The sequence below is a fragment of the Xanthobacter sp. NM-59 genome (assembly GCF_021401125.1).
In the GTDB taxonomy this organism is placed as follows: domain Bacteria; phylum Pseudomonadota; class Alphaproteobacteria; order Rhizobiales; family Xanthobacteraceae; genus Xanthobacter.
The window spans coordinates 42,267-68,213 of record NZ_JACBFQ010000004.1 but is presented as its reverse complement, the minus strand read 5'-3'; the positions used below and the strand labels follow the sequence as shown (position 1 = coordinate 68,213).

The window sequence follows — 25,947 nt, the reverse complement described above, 5'->3', positions numbered from 1 at the left end:
CCTCACGATGCGAGGCTGTCAGCGCTGACCATGCCCATGCCGGCGATCCACTCGTCGATGGGATGGTAGTAGCGCGTGGCGGCCCGGTAGGCGCCGGCCGCCTTCAGGCAACCGAACGCGGCGATCCAGGCGCGGATTTCCTGCCCGCCGCGCCCGCCTTTGGCGCGGATTTCCTCATCGGTCATGGTCAGGAAGCGATCGAGGTCGCCGGTGACGAAATTGTCGATGAGGCCGAGGTCCCATTCCGGATCGAGCGGCTGAGAGCTGCCCTGGCCCTGGGCCAGCGCGCGCCCGTTCGCCACCACCCGTTCCTGCCGCGTCTGGCGGGCCTGCGGCGTGGGATTGCGGCCGGCGATGAGGAATTCCTCCACGTCCGGCGGCACGGTGCCGAACTGGGGCGTCGGCGGATCATGGGACAGGCCGCCGGAACCGACGATGAGGATGCGCTCTGGCCGCCCGGCCAGGAACCGGCCCACCGCCTCGCCCAGCTTCAGCGCGCGTCGGCAGGGCGGAAAGGGCTTCGCCGCCCCGTTGATGAAGATCGGAATGGTGGGATAGCGCGCCACCGAGCCGGCCAGCAGCTCCAGCGGCTGGGTGAAGCCGTGGTCCGCCTGCATGCGGTAGGAATAGGCGATGTCCACGTCTTCCGCCTGCACCGCCCGCACCAGATCGAGGGCCAGCGCCTCCGGTACATTCAGCGGCCCCTCGCCAATGTCCCAATCCCCCGCGCACTTGGCGCGCAGGCCGATGCAGAAAGGCGGCATCAGATCATAGAAGAAGCCGTTGAAATGGTCGGGCGCGAACACCACGATCAGTTCGGGATCGTAGGCCGCCACCTCCCGCGCCAGCTCGGCGAAAGTGCCGCGCGCGGCCTCCTCCACCTCCGGCGCCGGATGGATGAAATCCATCATCGGGCTGTGCGAGACGCACATGAGCTTGATGGCCATGGCGCAACTTTCCTCCCTTTGTGTCGGCGCCGTCACGGGCTGCCATTCTTGTTGGCGCGGGGCCGGAGCATCCCGCGTGCGAGGCCCGGGCCGCCTCTAGAGTTCAAGGCCTCGGGCCAGGTCTCAGAGTTCAAGGCCTCCGGCCACCTTTAGAGTTCAAGGCCTCCGGCCACGTGGCGAATGCCGCGGATTCCAAGCCCGCAATCCGCATTGATCATCACCCCCGAAAGGGTCCGGTTGTCGGCCCGCGAGGCCAGCAGCACGTAAGGGCCGGTGAAGTCCTTCGGCTCCGGGAAGAACTGCAGGGGCAGGATGGCGCGGATGGCTTCCGGCGAGCGCGAATCCATGATGCGCTGGTCCTGCTGGCCAAGGGCCTCGGGCCCGCGCAGGTCGCTCGCCATGCCGCTCGGCGCCACCGCATTCACCCGCACCTTCGGCGCGAGCTCATAGGCGAGCTGTCGCACCAGCCCGACCCCCGCATGCTTGGAGGCGGTGTAGAGCGGCCCGCCGCCACCCGGATAGAATGCGGAATTCGACAGGGTAAAGATGATGGAGCCCTGCGACTTCACCAGCGCCGGCGCCGCCGCCTTCGCCCCCAGCAGATAGCCCTTCACATTGATGGCGAAGAGTTCGTCGAAGGCATCCGGCAGGCGCTCCGGCGCCATGTCCATGAGGCTCGCCCCATGGTCCCACACCGCCGCATTGCCGATGAAGCAGTCGAGCTGGCCGAAGCGGGCGACGGTCTCAGCCACTGCTTTGTCATTGTCGGCCATGGAGCGCACGTCGCCGGCCACCGCCACGACATCCGCGCCGAAGTCGGCCGTGAGCGCAGCCACCTTCTCCGCCGAGCGCTCCAGCACGCCGACACGCGCGCCTTCGCCAAGAAAGCGCTCCACCAGGGCCCGGCCGAGGCCCGAGCCGCCGCCGGTGATGAGGGCCACCTGCCCGTCGAGCGCGCCCATCAGGCGCCTCCTTGGGGCACGAGCACATAGATTTCATCGCCCTCCACCTGCACCTCGAAGGTGGCGAGATCGACAGTGGCGGGCTGTGTGAGCGCCTTGCCGGTCTTCAGGCAGAAACGGGCGGTGTGAACCGGGCATTCCACCGTGCAATCATCTTCCAAATAGCCTTCGGCCATGGAAGCGTTGCCGTGGGTGCACAGATCCGCGAGGGCGTAGAATTCACCGTCCAGATTGAAGACGGCGACGGCCGGGGACGTGTCCACCCGGCGCGCTTCGCCGGGTGGCAGGTCCGCCGTGGAGCAGACGTGAATTTTATCCATGATCACAACAGGATGCTGATATTGGCCGACATCAGGGTGAACTCGTCGAGTTCCAGATCGCGGCCGAACAATTCCCATCCGCCAGCCGTTTCCGCGCGCCGCAGGCGATCGCGACGGGTGCCGATGAAGGTGTGATGGTCGCGCGCCTTGGCGGCACGGTGGACCATGTAGTTACAGGCGAGCTCCAACTCGTCCCCGACCACCGAGAGGATCCGTACGTTGGACACAAAATGCCGCGTGCGCGAGGCCGGCTCCTCCGACCAGGCCATGCCCGTTTCGAGGCGGGCAATGCGCCGCTCCAGCTGGTACTTGTCCTCGTTGAAGATGTAGGTGGTGGGCGGCTGCAGGCCGCGCCGGCGGTCCCGCACCTGGGCCAGGGTGTTGGTGCCGAGCACGTAGGAGATGTCCTCCGCCAGAAGGTCCAGCCACTCCCGGAACCGGCGCTCGTCGAGCAGAGCGGCTTCCAGGTACAGGAACTGCTCCACCTCGTGCTGAAGCTGCGGGGTGACGGCGCCGGCGGGCTCCGCCAGCGGCGCGATGCGGGCGACGGCCTCAAGCATTGACGACCTCCTTCACGAACGAGGTGTTGAGAGCGTCGATCTCGTCCCAGCTTTCAGCGGTCATCATGTCCGCCCAGCGCTGGTAGAAGCCGCGCGCGGCGGTTTCCGCGAAGGTGTAGTTGGTGACGCCCGGAATGCCGTCGGTGCGGCGCTCCTCCAGTCCCAGGCCCATCTGGACGCAGAATTCAGTCTTCTGCGCCATGTGGCCGCGCAATACCTTCTGCACTTCCACCCAATTCTCGGAATCGTCCTGCTCCAGGAAGCCGGCGGGACCGAAGGCGCGGGCGTGGCTCTTCTTCAGAGCCTCCTTCACCTCTTCAGGCGCGGCCTTGTCAGCGATGCAGAAGGCCCACACCTCGATCTGGTTCGGCCCGCGCGGATGCCACACGCGCAGCGTCTGTGTGCCATTGAGCCAGGACAGGGTCGGGAACATGGTGTTGTGGCCCGCGAGGCGCAAAGCCCGCACGCGGCCGAGGCGACGTTCCGATTCCGGATAGGTCTCGCGGAAGTAATTGGAGACCGCGCCACCCACCCACACATTGGCATCGGCGCTTTCGGTAAAGAAGAATGCGCTGCCATGGCCGTTTCCGGCGAACTGCACGCCACCCAGGCCATTGGCCCAGGCGGGCTTTGCGGTCTGCCCCTCACCCAGGGGCGAGCCGTCGGGCTTGTTGGTGGGCACCGGCTGAAGCACCTGCACGGCCGAGCCGTGTGTATAGGGCGCGTGATACTGATCGGAGCAGAACTGTTCGGCCGCGAACTTCCAATTACACTCGATCACCCACTTGTGGATACCGCCGACAATCTCGGTTCCACCTTCGCGACGATCGAGGAAGCCATCGAGATACCAGGCCATGTCGCCCAGATAATCCTCAAGGCTCGGCGCGCTCTCGTCCCAATTGCCGAAGATCAGGCCTTTATAGGTGGCAAGGCGCGGAACCTTGCGCATGCCCCACTTCGACTTGTCGAGCTTGTTGCGATAGGCCTCTTCCTCCAGCGGCACCGAGGTCAGCGCGCCGTCCAGGCCATAGGCCCAGCCGTGATAAGGGCAGGTGAGAGAGCGGGTATTGCCCTCATCCGCATGGCACAGCTTCATGCCGCGATGGCGGCACTGGTTGAGGAAGGCGGCGACCGAGCCATCCTTCTGGCGCACCACGATCACCGGATCCTCACCCATGAAGGTAGTGAAGAAGTCACCCGCCTTCGGAATCATGCATTCGTGAGCCAGAAACAGCCAGGAGCGCGCGAAGATCCGCTCCAGCTCAAGCTCATAGATCGCCTGATCGGTATAGATGGCCGGTTTGATCGTACCGCGCTGCACGTCGATGAGACTACGGACGCCGAGCTTGTCGTCCATACGCCGATCCTCCCTTTGTGGCTGCTTGGTTCGTTGGTTGTGGACCAAGCCTTGAGATGGGCGACACTAAACATCGACTTAGAACAACCAGAAATATTTTCTTCCTTGCTGTATGAGACATTTTGCGTCTAACTGCGCCCATGGAGCTGAGACACCTTCGCTATTTCGTCGCCGTCGCCGAGGAGCTGAACTTCACCCGCGCGGCGGCGCGCCTGCGTACCGCGCAGCCCTCCTTCAGCCAGCAGATCCGTGACCTGGAGGAGGAGATCGGCACGCCTTTGCTCACCCGGACCAAGAGGCGGGTGGCCCTCACCGAAGCCGGGCGGGTCTTCCTCGATGAGGCCCGCCTGGTGCTCGCCCAAGCCCATCGGGCGGTGGAAATGGCGCGGCGCGCGGCTCAGCTGGATGAGCGCCGTCTCGTCATCGGCTTCCTGCCGTCAGCGGAGGTAAAGATCTTTCCCTCCATGCTGACGGTGATGCGGGCGCGCTTTCCCGAGCTCAACCTCGTCTTTCGCAGCCTCACCACCATGGAACAGGAAGAGGCGCTATCGCGCCGGGATATCGATGTGGGCTTTCTGCGCCTGCCGGTGAAGGACCCCGCCCTCCGGCACGTCTCCGTCCTGCGCGAGCGGCTGGTGGCGGTGATCCCCGCCGACCACCCCCTCGCCCGCGTTGAGGAAGTCGACATCACGGAGCTCGCCAAGATCCCGTTTCTAAGGATTTCACCCGGCCATGCCGGCGGCCTGCACGATATCGTTGAAGGATTTCTCAAGGCCAATAAAGCGGAGGTTACGCCAGTCCAGGACGTCGACAACGTGATGACGATGATGACCCTGGTCGGGCTGCGAACCGGATTTTCCATTCTGCCTGACTATGTGGAGCATCTGCTGTTCCGAAATGTCACCACGCGCCCGTTCCGCGGCCGCCAGACTTTCGTGGATCTTGCCATGGTCTGGCACTGCGAAAACGACATGCCCGAGCTGGCCGCCTTTCGGGAACTTGTGCTCGAAGCCCTCGCGCAGAGCGCCGACTGAGACGCAACGCATCTTAATATGCGATGGATTATGTATTGGCGTGGTCCCGGTGCTGTTCTCCATCTTGCCCCGGCTTTCAAAACACAGCCGAGGAACACGCCATGTCGGAAGCGGCCCGGACCACGGTCCCAGCATCCCCTCACCCCACCTCCACCACCCAGCCCGAGCTGCGCTCTCTGTGGTCCGCCATCGCGGGTGGGGACGTGCACCTGCACTATATTGACGCCAAGGGCGTTCGCACGCGCGTGCTGGAGGCCGGCTCGGGCCCGGTGCTGATCCTGCTTCACGGCGTCTCCGGCCATCTCGAGGCCTATCACCGCAACATCCTGCCCCACGCCGAGCATTTCCGGGTGCTGGCGGTGGACATGCTGGGCCACGGCTTCACCGACAAGCCGGCCCGCAATTACGAGATCTCCGATTATGTGGAGCATCTGCACGATCTCATCGACGCGCTGGGCGTCGAGAAGGTGCACCTTTCGGGCGAATCCCTGGGCGGCTGGGTGGCGGCGCGCTTTGCCGCCACCTATCCCGAGCGCGTGGACCGGCTGGTGCTGAACACCGCCGGCGGCATGATCGCCGACCCCAAGGTGATGGAGCGCCTCAAGACCCTGAGCCTTGCCGCCGTGCGCTCGCCCGACCGGGAGGCCACCCGCAAGCGCCTGGAATTCCTGATGCTCGACCCCACCATCGTCACCGAGGACCTGGTGGAGGCGCGCTTCGCCTGCTTCCGCCGCCCGGGCATGGTGGAGGCCATGGAACGCATCATGTGCCTCCAGGACATGGATGTGCGCATGCGCAACCTGCTCACCCCCGAGGAACTCGGCCGCATCACCGCCGACACCCTGGTGCTGTGGACCACCCATGACCCGACCGCTTCGGTGGAAGTGGGCCAGCGCATGGCGAACATGGTGAAGGGTAGCCGCTTCGTGGTGATGGAAAATTGCGGGCACTGGCCGCAATATGAGGACCCCGACACCTTCAACCGCATCCACATCGACTTCCTGCTGGATCGCTGAGACACGCTATGACTGATCCGCAAACGGCGGCCGTCGCCGCCGACACCGCCATTGCCGCAGTTGCCGAAAAGCTGCGGCAGGCGGCGGAGAGCCGCACGCCGTGCGCGCCCATCGCCTCCCTGCTGCCGGCGGGCGACCTTGATGCCGCCTATCGCGTGCAGGAAATCGGCACCCTGCGGGCGCTGGCGGAGGGCCGCGCGCTGGTGGGGCGCAAGATCGGCCTCACCTCCAAGGCGGTGCAGAAGCAGCTCGGCGTGGACCAGCCCGATTACGGCATGCTGTTCGACGACATGGCCGTGCCCGATGGCTGGGAAATTCCCGCCGGCCGCCTGATCCAACCCAAGGTGGAGGCGGAGATCGCCTTCGTCATGGGACGCGATCTGGACAGCGAGCGCATCACCCTCGCCGAGGTGATCGGGGCGGTGGACTATGCCGTGCCGGCCATCGAGGTGGTGGATTCGCGCATCGCTGACTGGAAGATCGGCATCGTCGACACCATCGCCGACAATGCCTCCTCGGGCCTCTACGTGCTGGGCAATACCCCCTGCCTGCTGGAGGGGCTCGACCTGCGCCTCGCCGGCATGGCCATGACCTGCCGGGGCGATCTGGTGTCGGTGGGCGTGGGCGCGGCGTGCCTCGGCCATCCGCTGAACGCTGTGTGGTGGCTGGCACGCACCATGGCCCGCGCGGGCCGGCCGCTGCAGGCGGGGGATACGGTGCTTTCCGGCGCGCTCGGCCCCATGGTCGCGGTCAAGCCCGGCGAGAGCTATGAGGCGCAGGTGATGGGCCTCGGCTCCGTGCGCGCGACATTTGGGGCCTGACGCTCACGCCCCGCGCGAAGACGAGCGCTGACGATGAAGGCCCGCCACGAGAGATCGTGGCGGGCCTTTTGACGCCATGGGCGGCGAATACCTATGCGAACGATTTCCCGGCCATCAATGACTGATCATCCATGGCCGCGCGGTCGGGAAGCTTTTGGCGCCGGTGGGCGAGACGCGGGTGCGGCTCTTCATCTTCGGCGCGCAGCAGGCGCAGCCAGCCTTGTGCTTGGCGCGCGCGCTCTTCTCCGCATATTCACCCACGCTCATGGGGGCGTTGGCACTGCGCTCATTGGCTGCGAAGGCATTGCGGCGGCCCGCATCCATGCCCGCCACATGGGGCGCGGTGAGGAAAGCGCGCGGGGAGAAGGCCCGGCACTCGGGGCAGGGCTGCGCCTCGTCGCACTGGCTCATCGGGTGCATCTGGGTGAACGGCCCGCAGTCCTCGCACATATAATCATAGACCGGCATGGGCATCCTCCGCGTCATTCGATTGGAAGGAAAAAGCCGCCGGAGCGCGAGCGCCCCGGCGGAGAGGGGTTCAGTCTTCCAGCGCGACGGGCATGTCGATGGAGCCATCAAGGAACTTCTGCGGGCCGGCCGCCGAAGGCTTGATGTCAAAGTCGAAGATCTCGGTGGGCAGCCACAAGGTGGCGCAGGAATTGGGAATATCCACCACGCCCGACAAGTGCCCCTGCACCGGCGCGACGCCGAGCAGCGAATAGGCCTGGGCACCAGAATATCCGAACTTCTTCAGGTATTCGATGGCATTCAGGCAGGCCTGACGGTAGGCCACATTGGCATCGAGATAATGCTGGGTGCCGGTCTCATCCACCGAGATGCCCTCGAAGATGAGATAATCCTTGTAGTTGGGGGTGATGGGCGACGGCTTGAAGATGGGATTCTTGATGCCGTACTTGGTCATCCCCTCCTTGATGAGGTCCACCTTGATGTGGAGCCACGCGCCGAACATCTCGATGGCGCCGCAGAAGGTGATTTCGCCATCGCCCTGGGAGAAGTGCATGTCGCCCATGGAAAGGCCGGCACCGGGCACATAAACCGGGAAATAAATGCGCGAGCCGCGCGACAGATCCTTGATATCGCAATTGCCGCCATGTTCGCGGGGCGGCACGGTGCGCGCGCCTTCCGCCGCCACGCGCGCCTTGTCGTCACCGGTGAGGCGGCCGAGATGGGCGGTCTTGGCGAAGGGTGGGTTGGCCAGCGGCGGGCTGCGGGTGGGGTTGGTGTCAATCAGCGCCTGCTCGCGGGCGTTCCAGGTATCGAGCAGCGACTTCGACGGCAGGGTGCCGATGAGGCCAGGATGGATGAGGCCCGCAAAGCCCACGCCCGGCACGTGCCGCGAGCGGGTGAACATGCCCTCGTAATGCCACACGGACTTCTGCGCCAGCGGGAAGTGGTCGGTCAGGAAGCCGCCGCCATTCTTCTTGGAGAAGAAGCCGTTGAAGCCCCATTCGTGGCCTTCCAGCGTGCCGGCGTCCAGAATATCCACCACCAGCAGGTCGCCGGGCTCGGCGCCCTTCACGCCGATGGGGCCGGACAGGTAATGCACGGTGGTGAGGTCCACGTCGCGAATGTCGTCCGCGCTGTCATCGTTCTTGATGGCGCCGCCGGTCCAGTCCACCGTCTCCACCCGGAAATCGGCGCCGGGCTCCACCCACACGGCGATCGGGATATCCGGATGCCAGCGGTTGTGGAGGTTCTCATTCTCCGTGGCCGGCCGCGACAGGTCGACCGAGATCAAGGTCTCAGGCATGGCTCTTCCTCAGGGTTGAAGGCGAAAAAGGTTCAGACGGACAGGAACTTGGCGACCTTGGCTTCGTCGATGTCGGCGCGCAGGTCCTCATGGACGATCTCGCCGTTCTCGATCACCAGGACGCGGTCGGCGATGTCGAGGGCGAAGGAGAGCACCTGTTCCGACACCACGATGGACAGGCCCCGCTCATCGCGGATGCGCTTCAGGGTGCGGGCCATCTCGCGGATGATGGAGGGCTGGATGCCCTCGGTGGGCTCGTCCAGCAGCAGAACCTTGGGCCGGGTGGCGAGCGCCCTCGCGATGGCCAATTGCTGTTGCTGGCCGCCGGAAAGGTTGCCACCGCGCCGGTGCTTCATGTCCAGCAACACCGGGAACAGCTCATAGATGTCCGGCGGCACTTTGCTGTCATTGTGGACGATGAGGCCGGTTTCGATGTTCTCCTGAACCGTCATGGAAGAAAAAATCATCCGCCCCTGCGGCACATAGGCGATGCCGCGCGCCACCCGCTGGCAGCTCTTGAGATCGGTGATCGTGTCGGTGCCCAGGGCCACCGTGCCGGAGCGGGTGGGCACCACGCCCATCAGCGATTTCATGAGCGTGGTCTTGCCCATGCCGTTGCGGCCCATGATGGCGACGATCTCCCCCGGCGCCACGCCGAAGGACAAGCCGTGCAGCACCTCGCTCTGGCCATAGGAGACGACGAGGTTGTCGACGTTGAGCATGGTCGGTTCCCCTCAGTGGCCGAGATAGACTTCGATGACTTTGGGATCGGCCTGCACCTTGGCCATGGGCCCCTCGGCGAGGATCTTGCCCTGGTGCAGCACCGTGACCTTGTGGGCGATGTCCTCCACGAACTTCATGTCGTGCTCGATCACGATCACCGAGCGATCCTTGATGATGGTGTTGAGCAATTCCGCCGTCTTCTTACGTTCGGCCACGCTCATGCCGGCCACCGGCTCGTCCAGCATCAAAAGCTCAGGGTCCTGGATCAGCAGCATGCCGATTTCCAGCCATTGCTTCTGGCCGTGACTCAAGTATTCGGCCCGCTGGTGGAGCTGGTCGGCCAGAAAGATGGTCTGCGCCACCTCCTCCACCCGCCCGATCACTTCCGCATCCCGCTTGAAGGCGAGCGCACCGAACACGCCGCGTCCGCGCGGAAAGGAAATCTCCAGGTTTTCGAACACCGTGAGATCTTCATAGATGGACGGGTTCTGGAACTTGCGCCCCACCCCGGCGCGGACGATCTCGTATTCCTTGAGGCGGGTCAGCTCCGTATTCTTGAACTTCACGGAACCTGATGTGGCTTTGGTGCGGCCGCAGATGAGATCAAGCACCGTGGTCTTGCCGGCACCGTTGGGGCCAATGATGACCCGGATCTCGTTCTCATCCACATAGAAGGACAGGTCGTCGACCGCCTTGAAGCCGTCGAAGGAGACGGTCAGCCCCTCCACCGCCAGCAGGAAATCGGGGCCCATCTGGTCGGTGATGACGTTGGTGGCAGCTTGCGCGTTCATGGCTCACCTCCTCATTCAGCCGGAGCGGGCGCGGGGGTGGAGCCGGAGCGCCCCTTGCGACCGAGGAAGGCGTCGATGCGCGGCTCCACATGGCTGCGGTAGAGGCCCGCAAGACCGTTGGGGAACAGCAGCACCACCGCGATGAAGAGGGCACCGAGGCCGAACAGCCACAGCTCCGGAAAGCTTTCGGAGAAGGAGGTCTTCGCCCAGTTCACCAGCAGCGTGCCGTAGACCGCGCCGAACAGAGAGAGCCGCCCGCCCACCGCCGTGTAGATGACCATTTCGATGGAGGGCACGATGCCGACGAAGGACGGCGACATGAACCCCACCTGCAGGGTGAACATGGCCCCGCCCACGCCCGCCAGCGCCGCGGCCAGGCAGAACACGAACACCTTGAAGCTCGCCACGTCGTAGCCGGAGAACCGCACCCGGTCCTCCTTGTCGCGCATGGCGACGAGGATGCGGCCGAGCTTGGAGCCGCGCACCAGCAGGCACAGCCCGATGGCCCCAAGCAGCAGCGCCACGTTCACGAAATAAAGGATGGTCTTGGCGCTGTCGGTGCGGATGTCCCAGCCGGCCAGGGTGCGCAGATCGGTAATGCCGTTGATGCCGCCCGTATAGCCCTGCTGGCCGACGATGAGGATCGTCATGATGGCCGCCAGCGCCTGGGTGATGATGGCGAAGTAGACGCCACCCACCCGCCGCTTGAACATGGGAAAGGACACGATGAAGGCGAACGCCATGGGCACCAGCACCACCGCCAGCAAGGACAGCGGCAACGACTTGAAGGGCACCCAGAAGAAGGGTAGCTCGGTAATCTGGTTCCAGTCCATGAAATCGGGAATGCCGGGGGTGGACTGGATCTTGGTGGCCTCTAGCGTGGAGGACTGAAGCTTCAGATACATGGCCATGGCATAGCCGCCGAGACCGAAGAACACCCCCTGGCCGAGGGAGAGGATGCCCGCATTGCCCCAGCACAGCACCAGGCCCACCGCCACGAAGGCGTAGGTGAGATACTTGCCCACCATGTTGAGGCGGAAGGGCTCCAGCACCAGCGGCAGTACCACCGCCAGAAGCACGGCAAGGAGAAGAAGGCCGATGAGGTTCTTGAAACGGGGGGAGAGCGCTTGCGTCATGTCAGGCCTCCTCAGCGCCGGACCTTGAGGACGAACAGGCCTTCCGGGCGCACCATGAGGATGCAGACCACCACCAGCAGCGTGAGCACCTTGGCCATGGAACCGGACATGAAGAATTCCATGGTCGACTGCGCCTGGGAGATGGTGAAGGCCGAAGCGATGGTGCCCGCGAGGGAGGCCGCGCCGCCGAACACCACCACCAGGAAGGTGTCGACGATGTAGAGCTGGCCCGCCGTGGGGCCCGTGGACCCGATCATGGTGAAAGCGCTGCCGGCGATGCCGGCAATGCCGCAGCCGAGGCCGAAGGTGAAACGGTCCACCCGCTCGCTGTCGATGCCCACCGCGCCCGCCATGGGCCGGTTCAACACCACGGCCCGCACCTGCAGGCCCCAGCGCGAGCGGAACATGAGCAGATAGACGGCGATGGCAATGAGGGTGGTGAGGCCCATCACGAACAGGCCGTTGATCTGCACCTCAATGGTGTCGGTGATGGCGAGCGAGCCCATCATCCATTCGGGCAGCTCCACGCCCACCTCGCGGGCGCCGAAGATGGAGCGGAACGCCTGCTGCATGATGAGAGAGAGGCCCCAGGTGGCCAGCAGCGTGTCGAGCGGGCGCTTGTAGAGGAAGCGGATCATGCTCCACTCCACCAGCATTCCCAGCGCGCCGGAGGCACAAAAGGCCACCACCATGGCGACGAAGAAGTAGATTCCGTAGAGCCCCGGCGCGAAAGCCTGAAACGCCTGCGAGGTGAGGTAGGTCATGTAGGCGCCGAGGATCATGAACTCGCCGTGCGCCATGTTGATCACGCCCATCTGGCCAAAGATGATGGCGAGACCCAGCGACATGAGCACGAAGACGGAGAACAGGATCAGGCCGGCGAAGGCCTGCATGGCGAAGATGGAGCCGAGCTCCCCCAGCGAATATCCCATGAACATCGAAGCACTCCGCAGCGGCTCCGGCCGCATGACCCCGGACCCCTCCTCGGGCCGGATGGAGCCCGCCCGCGCCGCGCGCGGACGGGTGGCGCGCCGCTTTTCAGGCGAAAGCGGCGCGGCGTGGGAGCGCTCGGCTCACTGGTAGCCCTTGGGGAAGGGGTTCGGCTCCACCAGCTCGGCGGTCTCGTAGAGCACGTCGAACTGCCCATCCGGGCGCGCCTTGCCGACGCGGGTCTTGCTCCACAGATGGTGGTTCTCGTGGATGCGCACATAGCCTTCCGGCGCCTTGTCGAAGGCGACGCCCGGGGAGGCCGCGGCCACCTTGTCGATGTCGAAGGAGCCAGCCTTCTCCACCGTGAGCTTCCACAGCCAGGGGCCGAGATAGGCGGCCTGGGTCACGTCGCCGATGACCATGTTGGGGCCATAGGCCTTCTTGAACGCCTCGACGAACGCCTTGTTGTTGGGATTATCGAGGGATTGGAAATACTTCATGCAGGCGAGCGCGCCCGCGATATTCTCGCCGCCGATGCCCAGGATCTCGTCTTCCGTCACCGAAATGGTGAGCAGGGTCTGCTTGGACAGGTCGATGCCTGCCGCCTTGAGCTGCTTGTAGAAGGCGACGTTGGAACCGCCGACGATGATGGCGTAGATGACATCCGGCTTCTTCAGCTTGATCTTGTTGATGGCCGAATTGAACTGGGTATGACCGAGCGGGAAATACTCCTCACCCACCACCTTCAGGTTGAGGAAGTTCTCGATGTGCTTGCGGGCGATCTTGTTGGAGGTGCGCGGCCAGATATAGTCCGAGCCCAGGAGATAGAAGGTCTGCGCGCCGCGATTCTGCACCACCCAGTTGAGGCCGGCAATGATCTGCTGCGTCGCCTCCTGGCCCGTATAGATGACATTCTTGGACTGCTCCAGGCCTTCATAGAAGGTCGGATAATAGAGCATGCCGTTATACTGCTCGAACACCGGCAAAACCGCCTTGCGCGAAGCGGAGGTCCAGCAACCGAACACCGAGGCGCACTTGTCCTGCACCAGGAGCTTCTTGGCCTTCTCCGCGAAGGTTGGCCAATCGGAGGCGCCGTCTTCCTGAACGTACTTGATCTTGCGACCCAGCACGCCGCCGGAGGCGTTGATCTGGTCGATGGCGAGCTTTTCCGCCTGCACCGATCCGGTTTCGGAAATGGCCATGGTCCCGGTGACTGAGTGCAGGATGCCCACGGTCACTTCCGTGTCCGTCACGGCAAGCCCGGTCGTATTCACGGCGGACGTCGCCGGCGCCTGGGCGAAGGCCGAGGACGAGAAGAAGGCGGACGCCCCGAAAGCCGAAGCAACGGGCATGGCCGCGAGGCCCTTCAGGATTTGGCGCCGCCCCAGGTTCATCTGGGACAGACCTCGACCGGACCGCTGATCATCAGAAGACATACTTCCCCCTCCATCGCGATGACAGGATGGTTTCAAAGTGTCTGGAAGCTTTTTGGTGGGGTGATGCTTCCCGGGTTCGGGCCGGATCAGCAATACGTCAATTGACGTATATGGCCCGCGACAGGTCCGTTTATCTTGGCCCTGGACGCTCGGCGGGACTGGGCGGCGCGGCGGGAGGTGACAAATCCGCGGCGAAGCACGACACTGCCCCGCCGAACGAAACCGGCACCGGGTTTCACCCGGGCCACAGCCGGCGGCGACCGGCAGGAGGCGGCCACAGCGCAGCCCCTTGCCGGGCGCCGAAACCATAATGGCGGCAAGCCGAACAGAGACTGTCGGGAGCGATGCAAGAGGAGGTCCTTTCGAACCAGCAGGCGATGGGACCTGAAGCCATGGGGGCGGAACAGAGGATTGTCCGCGTCAGACGCCAGTACAATCAATGGGTGCGTAACGAGACACTGGAAGACTTCGCGCTGCGCTTCACCGCGAAGAGCGCACGGCGCTGGTCCGCATTCCGGGTGGCGAACACGGCGCTTGGCGCCATCTCCTTCCTGGCGCTGGAGGCCATCGGCGGGGCGGTGACGCTCAGCTATGGATTCACCAATGCGGTGGCGGCCATCCTGGCGGTCAGCGCCATCATCTTCGCCACCGGCCTGCCCATCAGCTATTACGCCGCCCGTTTCGGGGTGGATATCGACCTGCTCACCCGCGGGGCGGGCTTCGGCTATCTCGGCTCCACGGTCACCTCGCTGATCTACGCCTCCTTCACCTTCATCTTCTTCGCCATCGAGGCGGTAATCCTGGCGCTGGCGCTGGAGATGAGCTTCGGCATCCCGCTCGCCATCGGCTATGTGATGGGGGCAGTGGCGGTGATCCCCCTCGTCACCCACGGCATCACCTTCATCAGCCGGTTCCAGACCTGGACCCAGCCCTTGTGGCTGGGGCTTCATCTGGTGCCGCTCGGCCTTCTGCTGGTTCACCGCGAAAGCCAGCTTCCCGAATGGATGGCGTTTTCCGGCCAGTGGGGCCCGCCGGACGGGCGCTTCGACCTTCTCGCCTTCGGCTCCGCCTCCACCGTGGTGTTCGCGCTGGTGGCGCAGATCGGCGAGCAGGTGGACTTCCTGCGCTTCCTGCCGCAGCGCAAGGGAGTGGGTGACCTGCGCTGGTGGGGCAGCCTGCTGGCGGCCGGCCCAGGCTGGATCGTGCCCGGCGCGCTGAAGATGCTGGCGGGTTCCTTCCTCGCCTATCTGGTGTTTGAAAGCGGGGTGCCCCTGGCCGCAGCGGCCGAGCCGACGCGCATGTATCTGCTGGCGTTCCAGGATGTGGTGCCGTCGCACCAGGCGGCCTTGGTGCTCACCGGCCTGTTCGTCATCGTCTCCCAGCTCAAGATCAACGTCACCAATTCCTATGCGGGCTCCATCGCCTGGTCGAACTTCTTCTCCCGCCTCACCCATTCACATCCGGGGCGGGTGGTGTGGCTGGTGTTCAACGTCACCATCGCGCTGCTGCTCATGGAGCTGGGCATCTACAAGGCGCTGGACCAGATCCTCGGCATCTATGCCATCATCGCGGTGGCCTGGGTGGCGGCGCTGGTGGGGGACTTGGTGGTGAACAAGCCGCTCGGCCTCTCCCCGCCCACCATCGAGTTCAAGCGCGCCCATCTCTATGACATCAACCCGGTGGGCGTGGGCGCGGTGCTCATCGGCACCAGCCTCGCCCTCACCGCCTATGCCGGCCTTCTGGGCGTGACCGCACAGGCGCTGTGCGTGTTCATCGCCCTCATCGCTTCCTTCCTCGCCGCTCCCGCCATCGCCTTCGCCACCGGCGGACGCTATTACATGGCCCGCGAGCCCAAGACCGATTGGGCGCCCGCCGCCCAACGCCACAACGGCCTGGTGCGTTGCTGTATCTGCGAGCATCGGTTCGAAGCGGAGGACATGGCCCAGTGCCCGGTCTATGCCGGCCCCATCTGCTCCCTGTGCTGCTCGCTGGATGCGCGCTGCAACGACCGCTGTAAGAGCAAGGCCCGCGCCTCCGACCAGCTCATGGGCGTGCTGGCCGCGACCCTGCCCCAGGCCGTGGTGGGCCGGCTCAATACCCGCGTGGGGCATTATCTCGCCATCCTCGCTTTGCTGGCCGGCGTCATCGGCGGCATCCTGGCGCTCATCTATTCCCACGCCCGCCTGGAATCGCCCCTGCATGGCGATGCCATCCGCACCACCCTGTGGACGCTTTATTTCGTGCTGATGATCATCGTCGGCGTGGTGGCGTGGCTGTTCGTGCTGGCCCAGGAGAGCCGGCGCGTGGCGCAGGAGGAAAGCCAGCGCCAGACCGCCCTCCTCATGCGCGAGATCGAGGCCCACAAGCGCACCGACGCCAAGCTGCAAAAGGCCAAGGAGGCGGCGGAGGCGGCCAATCTGGCCAAGAGCCGCTATGTGGTGGGGATCAGCCACGAGCTGCGCACGCCACTCAACGCCATTCTCGGCTATGCCCAGCTCCTGGAGCGCGACAGCTCCATTCCCGCCCACCGGCGCGACGCCATCCGGGTGGTGCGCCGCTCGTCCGAGCACCTGTCGGGCCTCATTGACGGCCTGCTGGACATCTCCAAGATCGAGGCCGGCCGGCTGCACCTCTATCGCGACGAGGTGCGCATCCACGAGCTCCTGGACCAGATCGTGGACATGTTCCGCCTCCAGGCCCAGGCGCGGGGAATCGAGTTCCGCCACGCCCGCTCGCCGCGCCTGCCACAGGTGGTGCACACGGACGAGAAGCGGCTGCGACAGATCCTCATCAACCTGCTCTCCAACGCCATCAAGTTCACGGCCCGCGGGCATGTGACCTTCTCGGTGGCCTATCGCAACCAAGTGGCGGAGTTCGAGATCACCGACAGCGGCATCGGCATTCCGGCCGAGGAACGTGAGCGCATCTTCGAGCCGTTCGAGCGGGGCAGCCGGGCGGGCACCTTCAACACCATCGGCATCGGGCTCGGCCTCACCATCACCAAGCTGCTCACGGAGATCATGGGCGGCGACATCTCGCTGCAGAGCGAGGTGGACACCGGCACCACGTTCAGGGTTCGCCTGCTGCTCTCCGAGGCCGCGCCGCGCCCCGACACCGCGCCCGCGGAACGGCGCATCGAGGGCTATGAGGGGCCGCCGCGCACCGTGCTCGTGGCTGATGACGATGCCGCCCATCGCGATCTCATGTGCGAGCTGCTGCGTCCGCTCGGCTTCATCGTCTTCACCGCGGATGACGGGCCGAGCTCGGTGGCCATGGCGGCTGAGGTCAAGCCTGATCTGGTGCTGCTCGACATCTCCATGCCCCACCTCACCGGCTGGGATGTGGCCGAGGCGCTGCGCACCAAGGTCGCGCCCAGCTCCCACATCATCATGATTTCCGCCAATGCCGGCGACATCACCCGCACGGACGAAGCCTCCTTCCATGACGACCAGTGCGTGAAGCCGGTCGACATGCGCACGCTGCTGGAGAAGATCCGCACCCTGCTGGGTCTCGAATGGACTTTCGAGGCCGATAGCCCCGCTTTGCCGGCCGCCGCGCCCGACACCGTGGCCCCGCCGGCTGCCGCGCATATCGAGGAGCTGCTGAAGCTCGGCCGCATCGGCTATGTGCGCGGCATCCGCGCCAAGCTGGAGGCTCTGGCGGAGGAATCCCCCGCCCATGGGCCATTCGTGGCCCAGATGAATGACATCGTCCGCAATTTCGACCTCAACCGCTACATGGCCGTTCTGGAGGCCTTCCGCAGCGATGATCCATAGCGCGACACGGCGTGACATCGTCCTGGTGGTGGACGATTCGCCCGAAACCCTGAGCCTGCTCACCGACGCCCTCGAAGATGCGGGCGTCACGGTGCTGGTAGCCACGGAGGGCGCCAACGCCCTCACCCTGGTCCAGCAGATCACCCCGGACGTGATCCTCATGGACGCCGTCATGCCCGGGCTCGACGGCTTCGAAACCTGCCGGCGGCTGAAGGCCGACAAGGCGCTGGCCCATGTGCCCGTCATCTTCATGACGGGCCTTTCGGAAACCGAGCACATCGTGCGCGGGCTCGATGCCGGCGGGGTGGATTACGTGGCCAAGCCCGTGGTGCCGGATGAGATCATTGCCCGCATGCGGGTGCATCTGGCCAATGCCCGCCAGACCCAGAGCGCCCAGGTGGCGCTCGACGCCGCCGGCCGCTTCCTCATGTCGGCGTCGCTGGACGGGCGCGTGCTGTGGAGTACGCCACAAGCGAACCGGCTCATCGGCACGCACCTGCAGACCGTGGCTGGCGAGGGCTATCTGCTGCCGGAGGCGGTGCGCACCTGGCTCGCGGCCATGCGCGCGGGCCCGGTGGCTGGCGGCGCCGACACCATCAACCTCACCGATGCCGAGGGGACCGCGCGCCTGAGCTTCTCCTATGTGGGGCAGGTGGGCCCCCAGGAGCTGCTTCTGCGCGTGGCCGAGGTGGAGCGCGTGAGCAGCGAGGACGTGCTGCGCCGCGCCTTTGGCCTGACCTCGCGCGAAGCCGAGGTGCTGGGCTGGATCGCCCACGGCAAGCCCAACCGCGACATCGCCGAGATCCTCGGCCTTTCGCCACGCACGGTGAACAAGCACCTGGAGCAGATCTACGCCAAGATCGGGGTGGAAAATCGCGCCTCCGCGGCGGCCGCCGCCGTGCGCGCCCTGTCCGCCCGCTGACGCCCCCGCCGGGACCCTCGGCCCCGGTCTTCTCCCGGTGCCAATCCGGTCCGCTGCAACGCTACGCGGGGTTGACCCCGGGGCCCATGGGGACCGCTCATCGGCCATGGGCGTCCCATGAAAAAAGGGGGCCGAAGCCCCCTCCTTCACAGGTATTGAACCCGCCTCAGAAGTTCACCGAGAAGCGCAGCGTGCCCATGTTGCGCGAAGTATGCTCGGAGAAGGCGCCCTCATATTCCGCCCGCAGGTTCATGCCGTGCTTGACCGCCGCAAGGTCCAGGCCGGCGCCGACCCGCCCATAGACCGTGTCCAGCGGCAACACCACGTCGAGCCCGCCCAGCCCCAAAGGCGCGCCCACCAAAGCGGTGGTGGAGGTCCAGGAATCGGTGGTGGAGAAGGTGCCCCCGAACCGGGCATAGCCCCGCAGCACGAAATCCGGATCGAGGTTGATGCGCGCGCCCACCTCGACGCCGGGGGTGGCAAGGCCGGTCCACTGGTCACTGCCCGCCACCATGCGGTCGAGCACGCCGGCGCCCATTTCCGTGTAGCCGGACATGCTGTTGTAGAGCACGTCCAGGTCCACGAAGGGACGGGCATAGAAGCTCTCCGCGCCCACCGTATAGGCGATGCGCCCACGCCCGCCGAAGCCCCACAGATCGTTGGTGCCCTTGGCGATGCCGCCGATGGTGCCGAGATAGATGGAACGCTCGCCGTCGAAGCTGCCATAGGAGCCGGTGAGCGCGGCGGCGAACAGCCACGGCCCGGTCTCGTACTTCACCGTCACGCCACCCCAGCCGCTGCTGCCGTCGATAGACATGTTGGCGGAGCTGATGCGGCTGTCGTCATAGCCGCCGGCGAGGCCCAGGAACCAGCCGGACGCCACCTCCTTCTGCATGCCCATGGCGAAGCTGTAGGTGGTGCTGCCATAGCCGCCAGCCCCGTCGAAGGCGCTCTGGTCAAAGCTCTGCCCCGCGCCCACGGCCCACATGCAGCTCGTCTGGGTGACGATGGCGGTTTCGCCCTGGAACACCGGGCAGCTCATCAGCCGGTCGAGATGCTGCTGGGCCAGCGCGATGTTCTCGCCCGCCGGCGCATTGGCCGTGCCCTCCCCGAGCTGGGACAGCGCATTGGCATAAAGGCCGCTGTCGAGGGTGGACAGGTGGCCGAACACCGAGCCATAGCCGCTGCCACCGCTGTTCCAGATGCCCTGCAGATAGTTCGCCACCCGCTGCTCGATGGCGTTGAGGCTGCCGCCCGAATTGGAGAAATCGGCGGTGGCGATCACCGAATAGGCGCTGCCGGACTTGTCGACCACATAGTCGAACACGTTGCTGGTGGAGCCATCCAGCGTGCCCACCGCCACACCGTCCACCTCGAGGAAGGTGAGCTTGCGGTTCGGCAGCAGGGAGGAGGCCACCACCTCCACCCGCCCCTTCAGCTCCGCATCGCCCCCCACCGACAACAGGTCGATGGTGCCGGCGGCGAAGTCAGCATTGGCGATGATGACGCCGCTTTCGCCCTGGGTGAGCGATCCGGAAAGGCGGGTGGTGCGATCGCTTTCCAATGCGCCCAGCACCAGGGTGCCGTCATTCACCAGATGGCCCGCCATGGCACTGCCGGCGACCAGCGTGCCGTCGCTGGCATTGGTGAAGGTGCCGTAGGTCGGCATGCTGCTGCTCTTCGCCGTGGCCACGAGAGCGTCGCCGTTGGAGAAGGTGCTGCCCGCGGTGAGATCCCAATTGCCCGCCACCGCGCCATGATTGGTCACGTTGGTGATGCCCTCGCCGGTGGAGCGGATGGCGAGGTTGGAGGTGGCGCTGAGGAAGCCGGTGGACGAGATCAGGATGGAATTGGTGGTGCTGTCGGAGTCCACCCAGATGGCGGTGCCATCTTCGCCATAGCCGCCGATCACCTTGCCATTCACGTTGATGGAGACCCCGCCGCTCGACGAGGTGCTATAGCCATTCTGGCCGACGCTCTGGGCGAAGATGCCCACCGCGTTTTCGCCGGTGGTATAGATGAGCCCGCCCGCGCCTTCGGTGATGGTCACCTTGCCGCCGCTGCCCAGGGAGCCGGTTCCGCCGGTCGAGCCCGCGATCACGGACAGCCCGTCATTGCTCGACCTCACGCCGCCGCCGGCGCCCACGCTCTGGGCGAAGATGCCATAGGCGCTCGCGCCCGTGGTGGTGATGGAGCTGTTGCCGGTGTTGACAGTGACATCGCCGCCATTGCCGGAAGTACCGAAATTGGGCCCATCCTGCGATGTCGCCATGCTCATGGTGGTGGTTCCGCCGGCAAAGCCGACGATGCCGCCGCCGCCGCCCACCGACTGGGCGAAGATGGCGTGCGCGCCCGCGCCCGACGTGGCGATTGAACTGTCGTCATGCAGCGCCACGCTGACCGCGCCGCCATTGGAATAACCGGTGGCGCCACCGAGCTCGTAAACGCCGGTTTTGGTGCTGCTGCCCGCCTGGCGGAACACCAGGCCGCCACCGCCGCCGATGCTCTGCGCCAGGATGCCATAGGCATTCGCCCCGCTGGTCGCGATGGTGAGATAGGGCAGGTTCGCGGCATCGAACGTCACCGCCCCGCCATCGCCGATCACCCCGGAGCCACCCGCAGACAGGGAGACGTCTCCGCCGAATTGCAGGATGCCGGGCGTCAGGGTGAAGCCGTCGCCCGCCACGCCGCCACCGCCGCCGATGGACTGGAGGAACACGGCCATGGCGGCGTCGCCGGCGGTTGTGATGCTGGTGGGCCCGCTGCCGCTCGCCGAGGCCAGGGTGACGCTGCCGCCATTGCCCATTTCGGCGGCGGTAAGGCTGCGGCTGGCGCCGAGGGAGAAATAGCCGCTGGAATTGGTCTGTGCCGATCCCGCCGTGCCGCCGCCGCCGCCCACGCTCTGCGCCAGGATGCCATAGGAGGCGTAACCGGCGGTGGAGATGACCGAATCCGCTAGGGTCACGCTCACCGCGCCACCATCGCCGGCGGCGCCGCCCGTGGAGCCGAGGGCGATGTTGGCATTGAGCTTCATGATGCTGCCAATGCCGGACGAGCCGCCCGCCACCGCCGCTCCGCCATCGCCACCGCCGCCACCGACAGACTGCGCCGACACCCCATAGGCATAATCATCCAGCGTCGCGACGGTGCTGTCGGTCAGGGAGACCTTCACCGTGCCGCCATTGCCGCCGGTTCCCCCATCGCCGCCCAGGGAGAGGGAGATATTGAGGGAGGGCAGGAAATTGCTGAGGGAATCCCGCATGGCCTGCGACCAGCCAGCCCCATCCTGAACCTTCTTCAGGATATCGGTCATGTAGTTCGCGATGCCGCTCACGAACTTCTTGTCCGCCTTCAGGTCATCGATGACGTTGGGATTGTCGGAGGAGCCCGAGGAGCCGGCCGAGCCGCCCTTGCCGCCGCCGCCGCCCACGCTCATGGCGGAAATGCCGGTGGCGCCCTCGGCGCTGGTGGTCACCGTGGTGCCGGTGAGGGCCACATTGACCGTGCCGCCATCGCCGCCGCCGCCGCCCGTATTGCCATTCCGGATGGTGACGGAGGAGGTGAGCTTGCCCACTGTCCAACCGGTGGTGGAGCCGGTGATGACCTTGCCCACCTCATCCAGGCTCGGCAGGCCGAGCTGGAACGAGCCGCCGCCGGAATTGCCGCCGCCGCCGCCCGTGCTTTCCGCGAGGATGCCGATGGCGCCATCGCCATAGGTCTGGATGGAGGTGCCGGTGAAGGCGGTCACGTTCACCTCGCCGCCGGTGCCGCCGCCCGTCCCCTGCCCGCCGAGGGTCAGCCCGAACTTCAGCGCCGTGCTGCCGCTGGTGCCGTTCTGGGTGGAGCCCGAGCCGCTGCCCGCATTGCCGCCGCCCCCGCCCTGCGACTGCGCGAGCACGCCATAGGCCGCGTCCCCGAGGGTAACGATCTGCACAGGATCGGTCGCCGCGTCCGCGTCGGCCACGCCATCGGTTCCGCCCAGGGTGACGTTCACCGTCCCGCCATTTCCGCTGGTGCCGCCATTGGAACCCACATTGAGCGTGAGATCCACGTTGTAATTGGCCTGCCCCGTCACCTTCGACAGGGTCTTGAAGCCGAAGGTGGTGGAATTGGACGATGAATCGCCACCCGTGCCGCCGCCCCCGCCAATGGACTGCACCATGAGCGCATGGGCCCCATTGCCATAGGTCAGGATGCTGACATCGCTGGCGAGATTGAGGGTCGCGGTGCCGCCATTGCCGCCCCCGCCGCCATCGCCGCCCGCCGAATAAGTGAGGGAAACCGCGAAGCCTGAAAGCCCCTCGCTCCCCGGAATGGTCACATCCTGCACGAAGGCCTTCGCGGCCGAGGCGCCGCCCAGGCCGCCGCCGCCGCCGATGGACTGCACGAGCACGCCATAGGAATCCACGGCCAGCGGATCGAGCACCGTGCCATAGGCGGCGTCTTCCGGATTGGTGGCATCCTGCACGCTCGCGGCGGTCACGATGGTGGTCTTCGTGAGGTTCACGGTTGCCGCGCCCGCGCTGCCGCCGTCCCCGCCCTGCCCGCCCGCGGCCACCGCGGCGCCGAAGCCCGCGCTGGCCGTCATGTCGAACGCCGAGCCGCCGACACCGCCGCCGCCGCCCACCGATTGCGCCACAATGCCCACCGACTGCGATCCCAGGGTCTTGATGGCAAGGTCGGTGCCGGTGAGGGTCACGGCGCCGCCCGCCCCGCCGGCGCCGCCCACCCCGCCAATGGCGAGGCTCACGCCCACCGAGGTGGCGGTGACATTGCCGCCATCGCCGCCGCCGCCGCCCACCGACTGGGCGAGGATGGCGGCCGCCAGATCCCCCTCGGTGGAGATGGTGCCGCCCGCATTCACGTTCACCGCGCCGCCCCCACCACCGCCGCCGCCCTCGCCGCCGATGGAGGCGAGATTGTCCGCCGAGCCGCCGGCCCCGCCGCCGCCGCCGATGCTCTGGGCGAGGATGCCGATGCCGTTGAAGCCCGTGGTGAGGATGGAGCCCAGGTTCGTCACCTGGACGGTGCCGCCATTGGTGGCAAAGCCGGCGGAGCCGCCCAGGCCCGTATTGGCCATGTCCAGATTGCCGCCATTGCCGCCATCGCCAGAGATGGACTGGGCCAGGATGCCGACGGCGGCCATGCCGCTGGTGCTGAGGGAGCCAGTCGCGGAATTGGTGGCGATCACCTCGCCCACCACGCCGGCCGACGCGCCCGTACCGGCCGAGACGAAGAAGATGCCGCCGGTCTGGCCGCCGCCACCGCCGCCGCCGGTGGCGGCCACGGCCTGGATGGCGGCGGAATCGTCGCCCAGGGTGGTGATGACGCCGTTGTTCACGGCCTCCACCGCCGTCAGCACGCCATTGACGGTGGAGCCGGCCTGGCCGCCCGTGCCGCCATCGCCGCCATGACTCGATCCGACGTTCGAGACGGTGTTGCCATTGCCGCCAAAGCCGCTGATGCTGATGGCCACGAGGCCCCCGGAGGCATCGCCCTGGGTGGTGATGGTGGCGCCGGCATCCACCGTTGCACTGACGAAGCCGCTACTGCCGCCATTGCCACCATTGCGCGGGCTGCCGGTCATGTTGACCTCACCAATGCCGCCATTGCCACCGGACCCGCCCGCGGAATAGGCGATCACGCCGGCGGACGAATAGCCGTTGGTGGTGACGCTGGAACCCGCCCCGAGCTCCACCGTGACGGAGCCGCCCGATCCCGCATTGCCGCCGCCGCCGGCATCGCCGGAATTGCCCGACTTGCGGTCGCCGCCATTGCCGCCATTGCCGCCGATGGAGAGGGCGACGATGCCCGCCGAATAGTCACCATTGGTGGCCACGGACGTATTGCTCAGGCTCACGGTCACCGCGTCGGCGCTGCCGCCCGCCGAGCCATTGCCGGCGTCGGAGTTCCAGCCATAATAGCTCGCGCCGTCGCCACCCACCCCGCCGATAGCCGCCGCCACCACGCCCGGCGCCAGGGTGCCGGAGGCGGTGATCGTCGTCCCATTGGAGAGGCTGACCGACAGGGCCCCCGCCGAGCCACCCGCGCCGCCATCCGTCTTGCTGCCGCCGTAGGGCTCGCCATCATTGTCCTTAGAATTGCCGGTGCCGCCGGCGCCGCCCGCATTGCGCGCCTCCACGCCGGCCATGGCATTGCCCGAAACGGACACCTGTGCGCCGGTGATGCTCACGCTGGTGAGGGTGTCGCCGATGCCCGCGTCGCCACCAGCGCCGGCGGCCGCATCATTGCCATAGGTCAGGCCGCCGTCCCGGCCCTGGGAGAGGGCGGCCACCGCCGCGCCGGTCAGCGCGGTGCTGGCCAGCTTGCCCGTGTCGTCATAGGCGATGGCCCCTGCGGTGTTCTGCGCCACCACGGTCACGTCAGCATCGGCGGTGAGGGTCACAACCGCGCCATAGGCGCTGCCACCCGCCCCGCCATTAAAGCCCTTCTGGGCCTTGTTTGAGCTCACCCCGCCTTCGGACCCGGCCACCACGCCATAGAGCTGGGATTCGCCAACGCCCGGTCCGGCGCCCTGCCAGGTCCAATAGACGCTCACCGGCGCGGTGCTATAGACGCTCGCGAGGCCGCCGGAGCCACCGAAACGCTCGTCGCTCGCCGTGCTTTCGCCCGCAGATCCGCCGAACGAGGACGCCTGCAAGGCGCTGATAGCGCTGCCCACACTGCCGCCCGTGGACCCCGCGACGAACGAGGTGGCGCTGCCAATATTGACCGCCGCATAATTCTCCAGCTGCACGGTGCCGCCAAAGCCGCCCGAGCCGCCGCTTGCGCCCTTGCCGCCATCCCCGCCTGTGGCGGTCGCGAGCACCAGGGCAAGGCCGCCCGGGAACTCCCCGAGGGCGGTGATGGCCTGGGAGTTGCTGACATAGACACCGCCCAGCGCGCTGCCGCCATTGCCACCGTCATAGGCATTGTCGTCGCCGGAATACTGGCCGCCATTGCCGCCCACGGCCTGGCCCAGCAGGGCGGAGATCGGGACGTATGACGAGGCCTGCCCGGTGACGGTGATGGCACCGGAATCATGGGCGATCAGACTGAGATAGCCCGCCGCACTGCCATCCTTCGCGCGGCTGGAGCTGGAGTCCGCGCCCGCGACCCCCAGCGCGCTGGCGGAGACGCCAGCGGCCGTGCTGTCCCCGATGGAGAGGGTGAAGGTGCCGTAATCATCCACCGAAAGCGCGCCCGCGCTCGCCGCCGCCGGGGCGGTGTAGGTTCCCGCCGAGATGGTGCAGGCCACGCCACCGGAGACATCGGCGCAGCTCGGCACGGCCGTCTGCGCCACCGCCGCACCGCTGGAAATGGCCATGAAGAGCGGCGCGAGGGAGAGCACACCAAGGGGCAGATCGCGGACCAGCGCGCGGCGCGCGCGGGGGTTCTGGGGAAGGTTGAGGGGGCGCGGATCGGCAGCGGAAAGGGACACGGGG

18 protein-coding genes are annotated in these 25,947 nt (G+C 66.4%); 5 read left to right on the top strand and 13 right to left on the bottom strand.

Annotation, left to right across the window (positions count from 1 at the left end):
• Window positions 1-2: 2 nt before the first annotated feature.
• The 5 genes from L0966_RS09865 to hcaE all read right to left on the bottom strand — a co-directional run bounded on the left by L0966_RS09865 (window position 3) and on the right by hcaE (window position 4,146).
• On the bottom strand, window positions 3-947 hold the full coding sequence (locus tag L0966_RS09865; RefSeq protein WP_234051736.1) for a 3-carboxyethylcatechol 2,3-dioxygenase: 945 nt from the start codon (window positions 945-947) through the stop codon (window positions 3-5).
• A 149-nt stretch (window positions 948-1,096) separates the two neighbouring features.
• Window positions 1,097-1,909, bottom strand: coding sequence for a 3-phenylpropionate-dihydrodiol/cinnamic acid-dihydrodiol dehydrogenase (gene hcaB / locus L0966_RS09860; protein ID WP_234051735.1), 813 nt, complete (start codon window positions 1,907-1,909; stop codon window positions 1,097-1,099).
• Window positions 1,909-2,229, bottom strand: a complete 321-nt coding sequence (hcaC, locus tag L0966_RS09855; protein ID WP_234051734.1) for a 3-phenylpropionate/cinnamic acid dioxygenase ferredoxin subunit — start codon at window positions 2,227-2,229, stop codon at window positions 1,909-1,911. The genes hcaB and hcaC overlap by 1 nt, the downstream gene beginning before the upstream one ends.
• A gap of 2 nt (window positions 2,230-2,231) precedes the next feature.
• A complete protein-coding gene (gene hcaF / locus L0966_RS09850; RefSeq protein ID WP_234051733.1) occupies window positions 2,232-2,789 on the bottom strand; it encodes a 3-phenylpropionate/cinnamic acid dioxygenase subunit beta in 558 nt (185 codons plus the stop codon).
• Complete coding sequence (hcaE, locus tag L0966_RS09845; protein WP_234051732.1) at window positions 2,782-4,146, bottom strand: 3-phenylpropionate/cinnamic acid dioxygenase subunit alpha; 1,365 nt, start codon at window positions 4,144-4,146, stop codon at window positions 2,782-2,784. Before hcaE ends, hcaF begins: the two co-directional genes overlap by 8 nt.
• A gap of 140 nt (window positions 4,147-4,286) precedes the next feature.
• On the opposite strand from hcaE, the gene L0966_RS09840 reads away from it, so the two are divergent.
• From L0966_RS09840 to L0966_RS09830, 3 genes are all read left to right on the top strand, one after another.
• Window positions 4,287-5,180 carry a LysR substrate-binding domain-containing protein gene (locus tag L0966_RS09840; RefSeq protein ID WP_234051731.1) on the top strand — a complete coding sequence of 298 codons (894 nt, stop codon included), beginning with the start codon at window positions 4,287-4,289 and terminating at the stop codon, window positions 5,178-5,180.
• A 101-nt stretch (window positions 5,181-5,281) separates the two neighbouring features.
• Window positions 5,282-6,196 (top strand): alpha/beta fold hydrolase, encoded by a 915-nt coding sequence (locus L0966_RS09835; RefSeq protein ID WP_234051730.1) that lies wholly within the window; start codon window positions 5,282-5,284, stop codon window positions 6,194-6,196.
• An 8-nt stretch (window positions 6,197-6,204) separates the two neighbouring features.
• On the top strand, window positions 6,205-7,017 hold the full coding sequence (locus L0966_RS09830) for a 2-keto-4-pentenoate hydratase (protein ID WP_234051729.1): 813 nt from the start codon (window positions 6,205-6,207) through the stop codon (window positions 7,015-7,017).
• Between the two features lie 114 nt (window positions 7,018-7,131).
• Here L0966_RS09830 and L0966_RS09825 read toward each other — a convergent pair whose 3' ends face one another.
• The 7 genes from L0966_RS09825 to urtA form a co-directional block, all read right to left on the bottom strand.
• Window positions 7,132-7,485, bottom strand: coding sequence for an FmdB family zinc ribbon protein (locus tag L0966_RS09825; RefSeq protein ID WP_234051728.1), 354 nt, complete (start codon window positions 7,483-7,485; stop codon window positions 7,132-7,134).
• Between the two features lie 70 nt (window positions 7,486-7,555).
• Window positions 7,556-8,788, bottom strand: coding sequence for a formamidase (gene fmdA, locus L0966_RS09820; protein ID WP_234051727.1), 1,233 nt, complete (start codon window positions 8,786-8,788; stop codon window positions 7,556-7,558).
• Between the two features lie 32 nt (window positions 8,789-8,820).
• Complete coding sequence (gene urtE / locus L0966_RS09815) at window positions 8,821-9,510, bottom strand: urea ABC transporter ATP-binding subunit UrtE (protein WP_234051726.1); 690 nt, start codon at window positions 9,508-9,510, stop codon at window positions 8,821-8,823.
• 12 nt (window positions 9,511-9,522) lie between these two features.
• A complete protein-coding gene (gene urtD / locus L0966_RS09810; protein ID WP_234051725.1) occupies window positions 9,523-10,302 on the bottom strand; it encodes an urea ABC transporter ATP-binding protein UrtD in 780 nt (259 codons plus the stop codon).
• Window positions 10,303-10,313: 11 nt separating this feature from the next.
• Window positions 10,314-11,438, bottom strand: a complete 1,125-nt coding sequence (urtC, locus tag L0966_RS09805; protein ID WP_234051724.1) for an urea ABC transporter permease subunit UrtC — start codon at window positions 11,436-11,438, stop codon at window positions 10,314-10,316.
• 11 nt (window positions 11,439-11,449) lie between these two features.
• The gene (gene urtB, locus L0966_RS09800) at window positions 11,450-12,376 is read right to left on the bottom strand and encodes an urea ABC transporter permease subunit UrtB (protein ID WP_234051723.1); all 927 of its coding nucleotides are present in this window, start codon (window positions 12,374-12,376) and stop codon (window positions 11,450-11,452) included.
• A 135-nt stretch (window positions 12,377-12,511) separates the two neighbouring features.
• Window positions 12,512-13,720, bottom strand: a complete 1,209-nt coding sequence (gene urtA, locus L0966_RS09795) for an urea ABC transporter substrate-binding protein (protein WP_234051911.1) — start codon at window positions 13,718-13,720, stop codon at window positions 12,512-12,514.
• Window positions 13,721-14,196: 476 nt separating this feature from the next.
• On the opposite strand from urtA, the gene L0966_RS09790 reads away from it, so the two are divergent.
• Window positions 14,197-17,580 carry an ATP-binding protein gene (locus L0966_RS09790; protein ID WP_234051910.1) on the top strand — a complete coding sequence of 1,128 codons (3,384 nt, stop codon included), beginning with the start codon at window positions 14,197-14,199 and terminating at the stop codon, window positions 17,578-17,580.
• Window positions 17,570-18,502 carry a response regulator transcription factor gene (locus tag L0966_RS09785; protein WP_234051722.1) on the top strand — a complete coding sequence of 311 codons (933 nt, stop codon included), beginning with the start codon at window positions 17,570-17,572 and terminating at the stop codon, window positions 18,500-18,502. Before L0966_RS09790 ends, L0966_RS09785 begins: the two co-directional genes overlap by 11 nt.
• Before the next feature lie 166 nt (window positions 18,503-18,668).
• Here L0966_RS09785 and L0966_RS09780 read toward each other — a convergent pair whose 3' ends face one another.
• Window positions 18,669-25,943: an autotransporter outer membrane beta-barrel domain-containing protein gene (locus tag L0966_RS09780; protein ID WP_234051721.1), complete on the bottom strand. Its 7,275-nt coding sequence runs from the start codon at window positions 25,941-25,943 to the stop codon at window positions 18,669-18,671.
• Window positions 25,944-25,947 lie beyond the last annotated feature (4 nt).

Bases quoted from the DNA above. Each gene is read 5' to 3' on its own strand.
- L0966_RS09830 (WP_234051729.1), top strand. From the start codon at position 6,205: ATGACTGATCCGCAAACGGCGGCCGTCGCCGCCGACACCGCCATTGCC.
- L0966_RS09865 (WP_234051736.1), bottom strand. From the start codon at position 947: ATGGCCATCAAGCTCATGTGCGTCTCGCACAGCCCGATGATGGATTTC.
- urtE (WP_234051726.1), bottom strand. From the start codon at position 9,510: ATGCTCAACGTCGACAACCTCGTCGTCTCCTATGGCCAGAGCGAGGTG.
- urtD (WP_234051725.1), bottom strand. From the start codon at position 10,302: ATGAACGCGCAAGCTGCCACCAACGTCATCACCGACCAGATGGGCCCC.
- urtA (WP_234051911.1), bottom strand. From the start codon at position 13,720: ATGCCCGTTGCTTCGGCTTTCGGGGCGTCCGCCTTCTTCTCGTCCTCG.
- L0966_RS09790 (WP_234051910.1), top strand. From the start codon at position 14,197: ATGGGGGCGGAACAGAGGATTGTCCGCGTCAGACGCCAGTACAATCAA.
- L0966_RS09835 (WP_234051730.1), top strand. From the start codon at position 5,282: ATGTCGGAAGCGGCCCGGACCACGGTCCCAGCATCCCCTCACCCCACC.
- hcaE (WP_234051732.1), bottom strand. From the start codon at position 4,146: ATGGACGACAAGCTCGGCGTCCGTAGTCTCATCGACGTGCAGCGCGGT.
- hcaC (WP_234051734.1), bottom strand. From the start codon at position 2,229: ATGGATAAAATTCACGTCTGCTCCACGGCGGACCTGCCACCCGGCGAA.
- hcaB (WP_234051735.1), bottom strand. From the start codon at position 1,909: ATGGGCGCGCTCGACGGGCAGGTGGCCCTCATCACCGGCGGCGGCTCG.
- L0966_RS09840 (WP_234051731.1), top strand. From the start codon at position 4,287: ATGGAGCTGAGACACCTTCGCTATTTCGTCGCCGTCGCCGAGGAGCTG.
- urtC (WP_234051724.1), bottom strand. From the start codon at position 11,438: ATGACGCAAGCGCTCTCCCCCCGTTTCAAGAACCTCATCGGCCTTCTT.
- hcaF (WP_234051733.1), bottom strand. From the start codon at position 2,789: ATGCTTGAGGCCGTCGCCCGCATCGCGCCGCTGGCGGAGCCCGCCGGC.
- L0966_RS09825 (WP_234051728.1), bottom strand. From the start codon at position 7,485: ATGCCGGTCTATGATTATATGTGCGAGGACTGCGGGCCGTTCACCCAG.
- fmdA (WP_234051727.1), bottom strand. From the start codon at position 8,788: ATGCCTGAGACCTTGATCTCGGTCGACCTGTCGCGGCCGGCCACGGAG.
- urtB (WP_234051723.1), bottom strand. From the start codon at position 12,376: ATGTTCATGGGATATTCGCTGGGGGAGCTCGGCTCCATCTTCGCCATG.
- L0966_RS09785 (WP_234051722.1), top strand. From the start codon at position 17,570: ATGATCCATAGCGCGACACGGCGTGACATCGTCCTGGTGGTGGACGAT.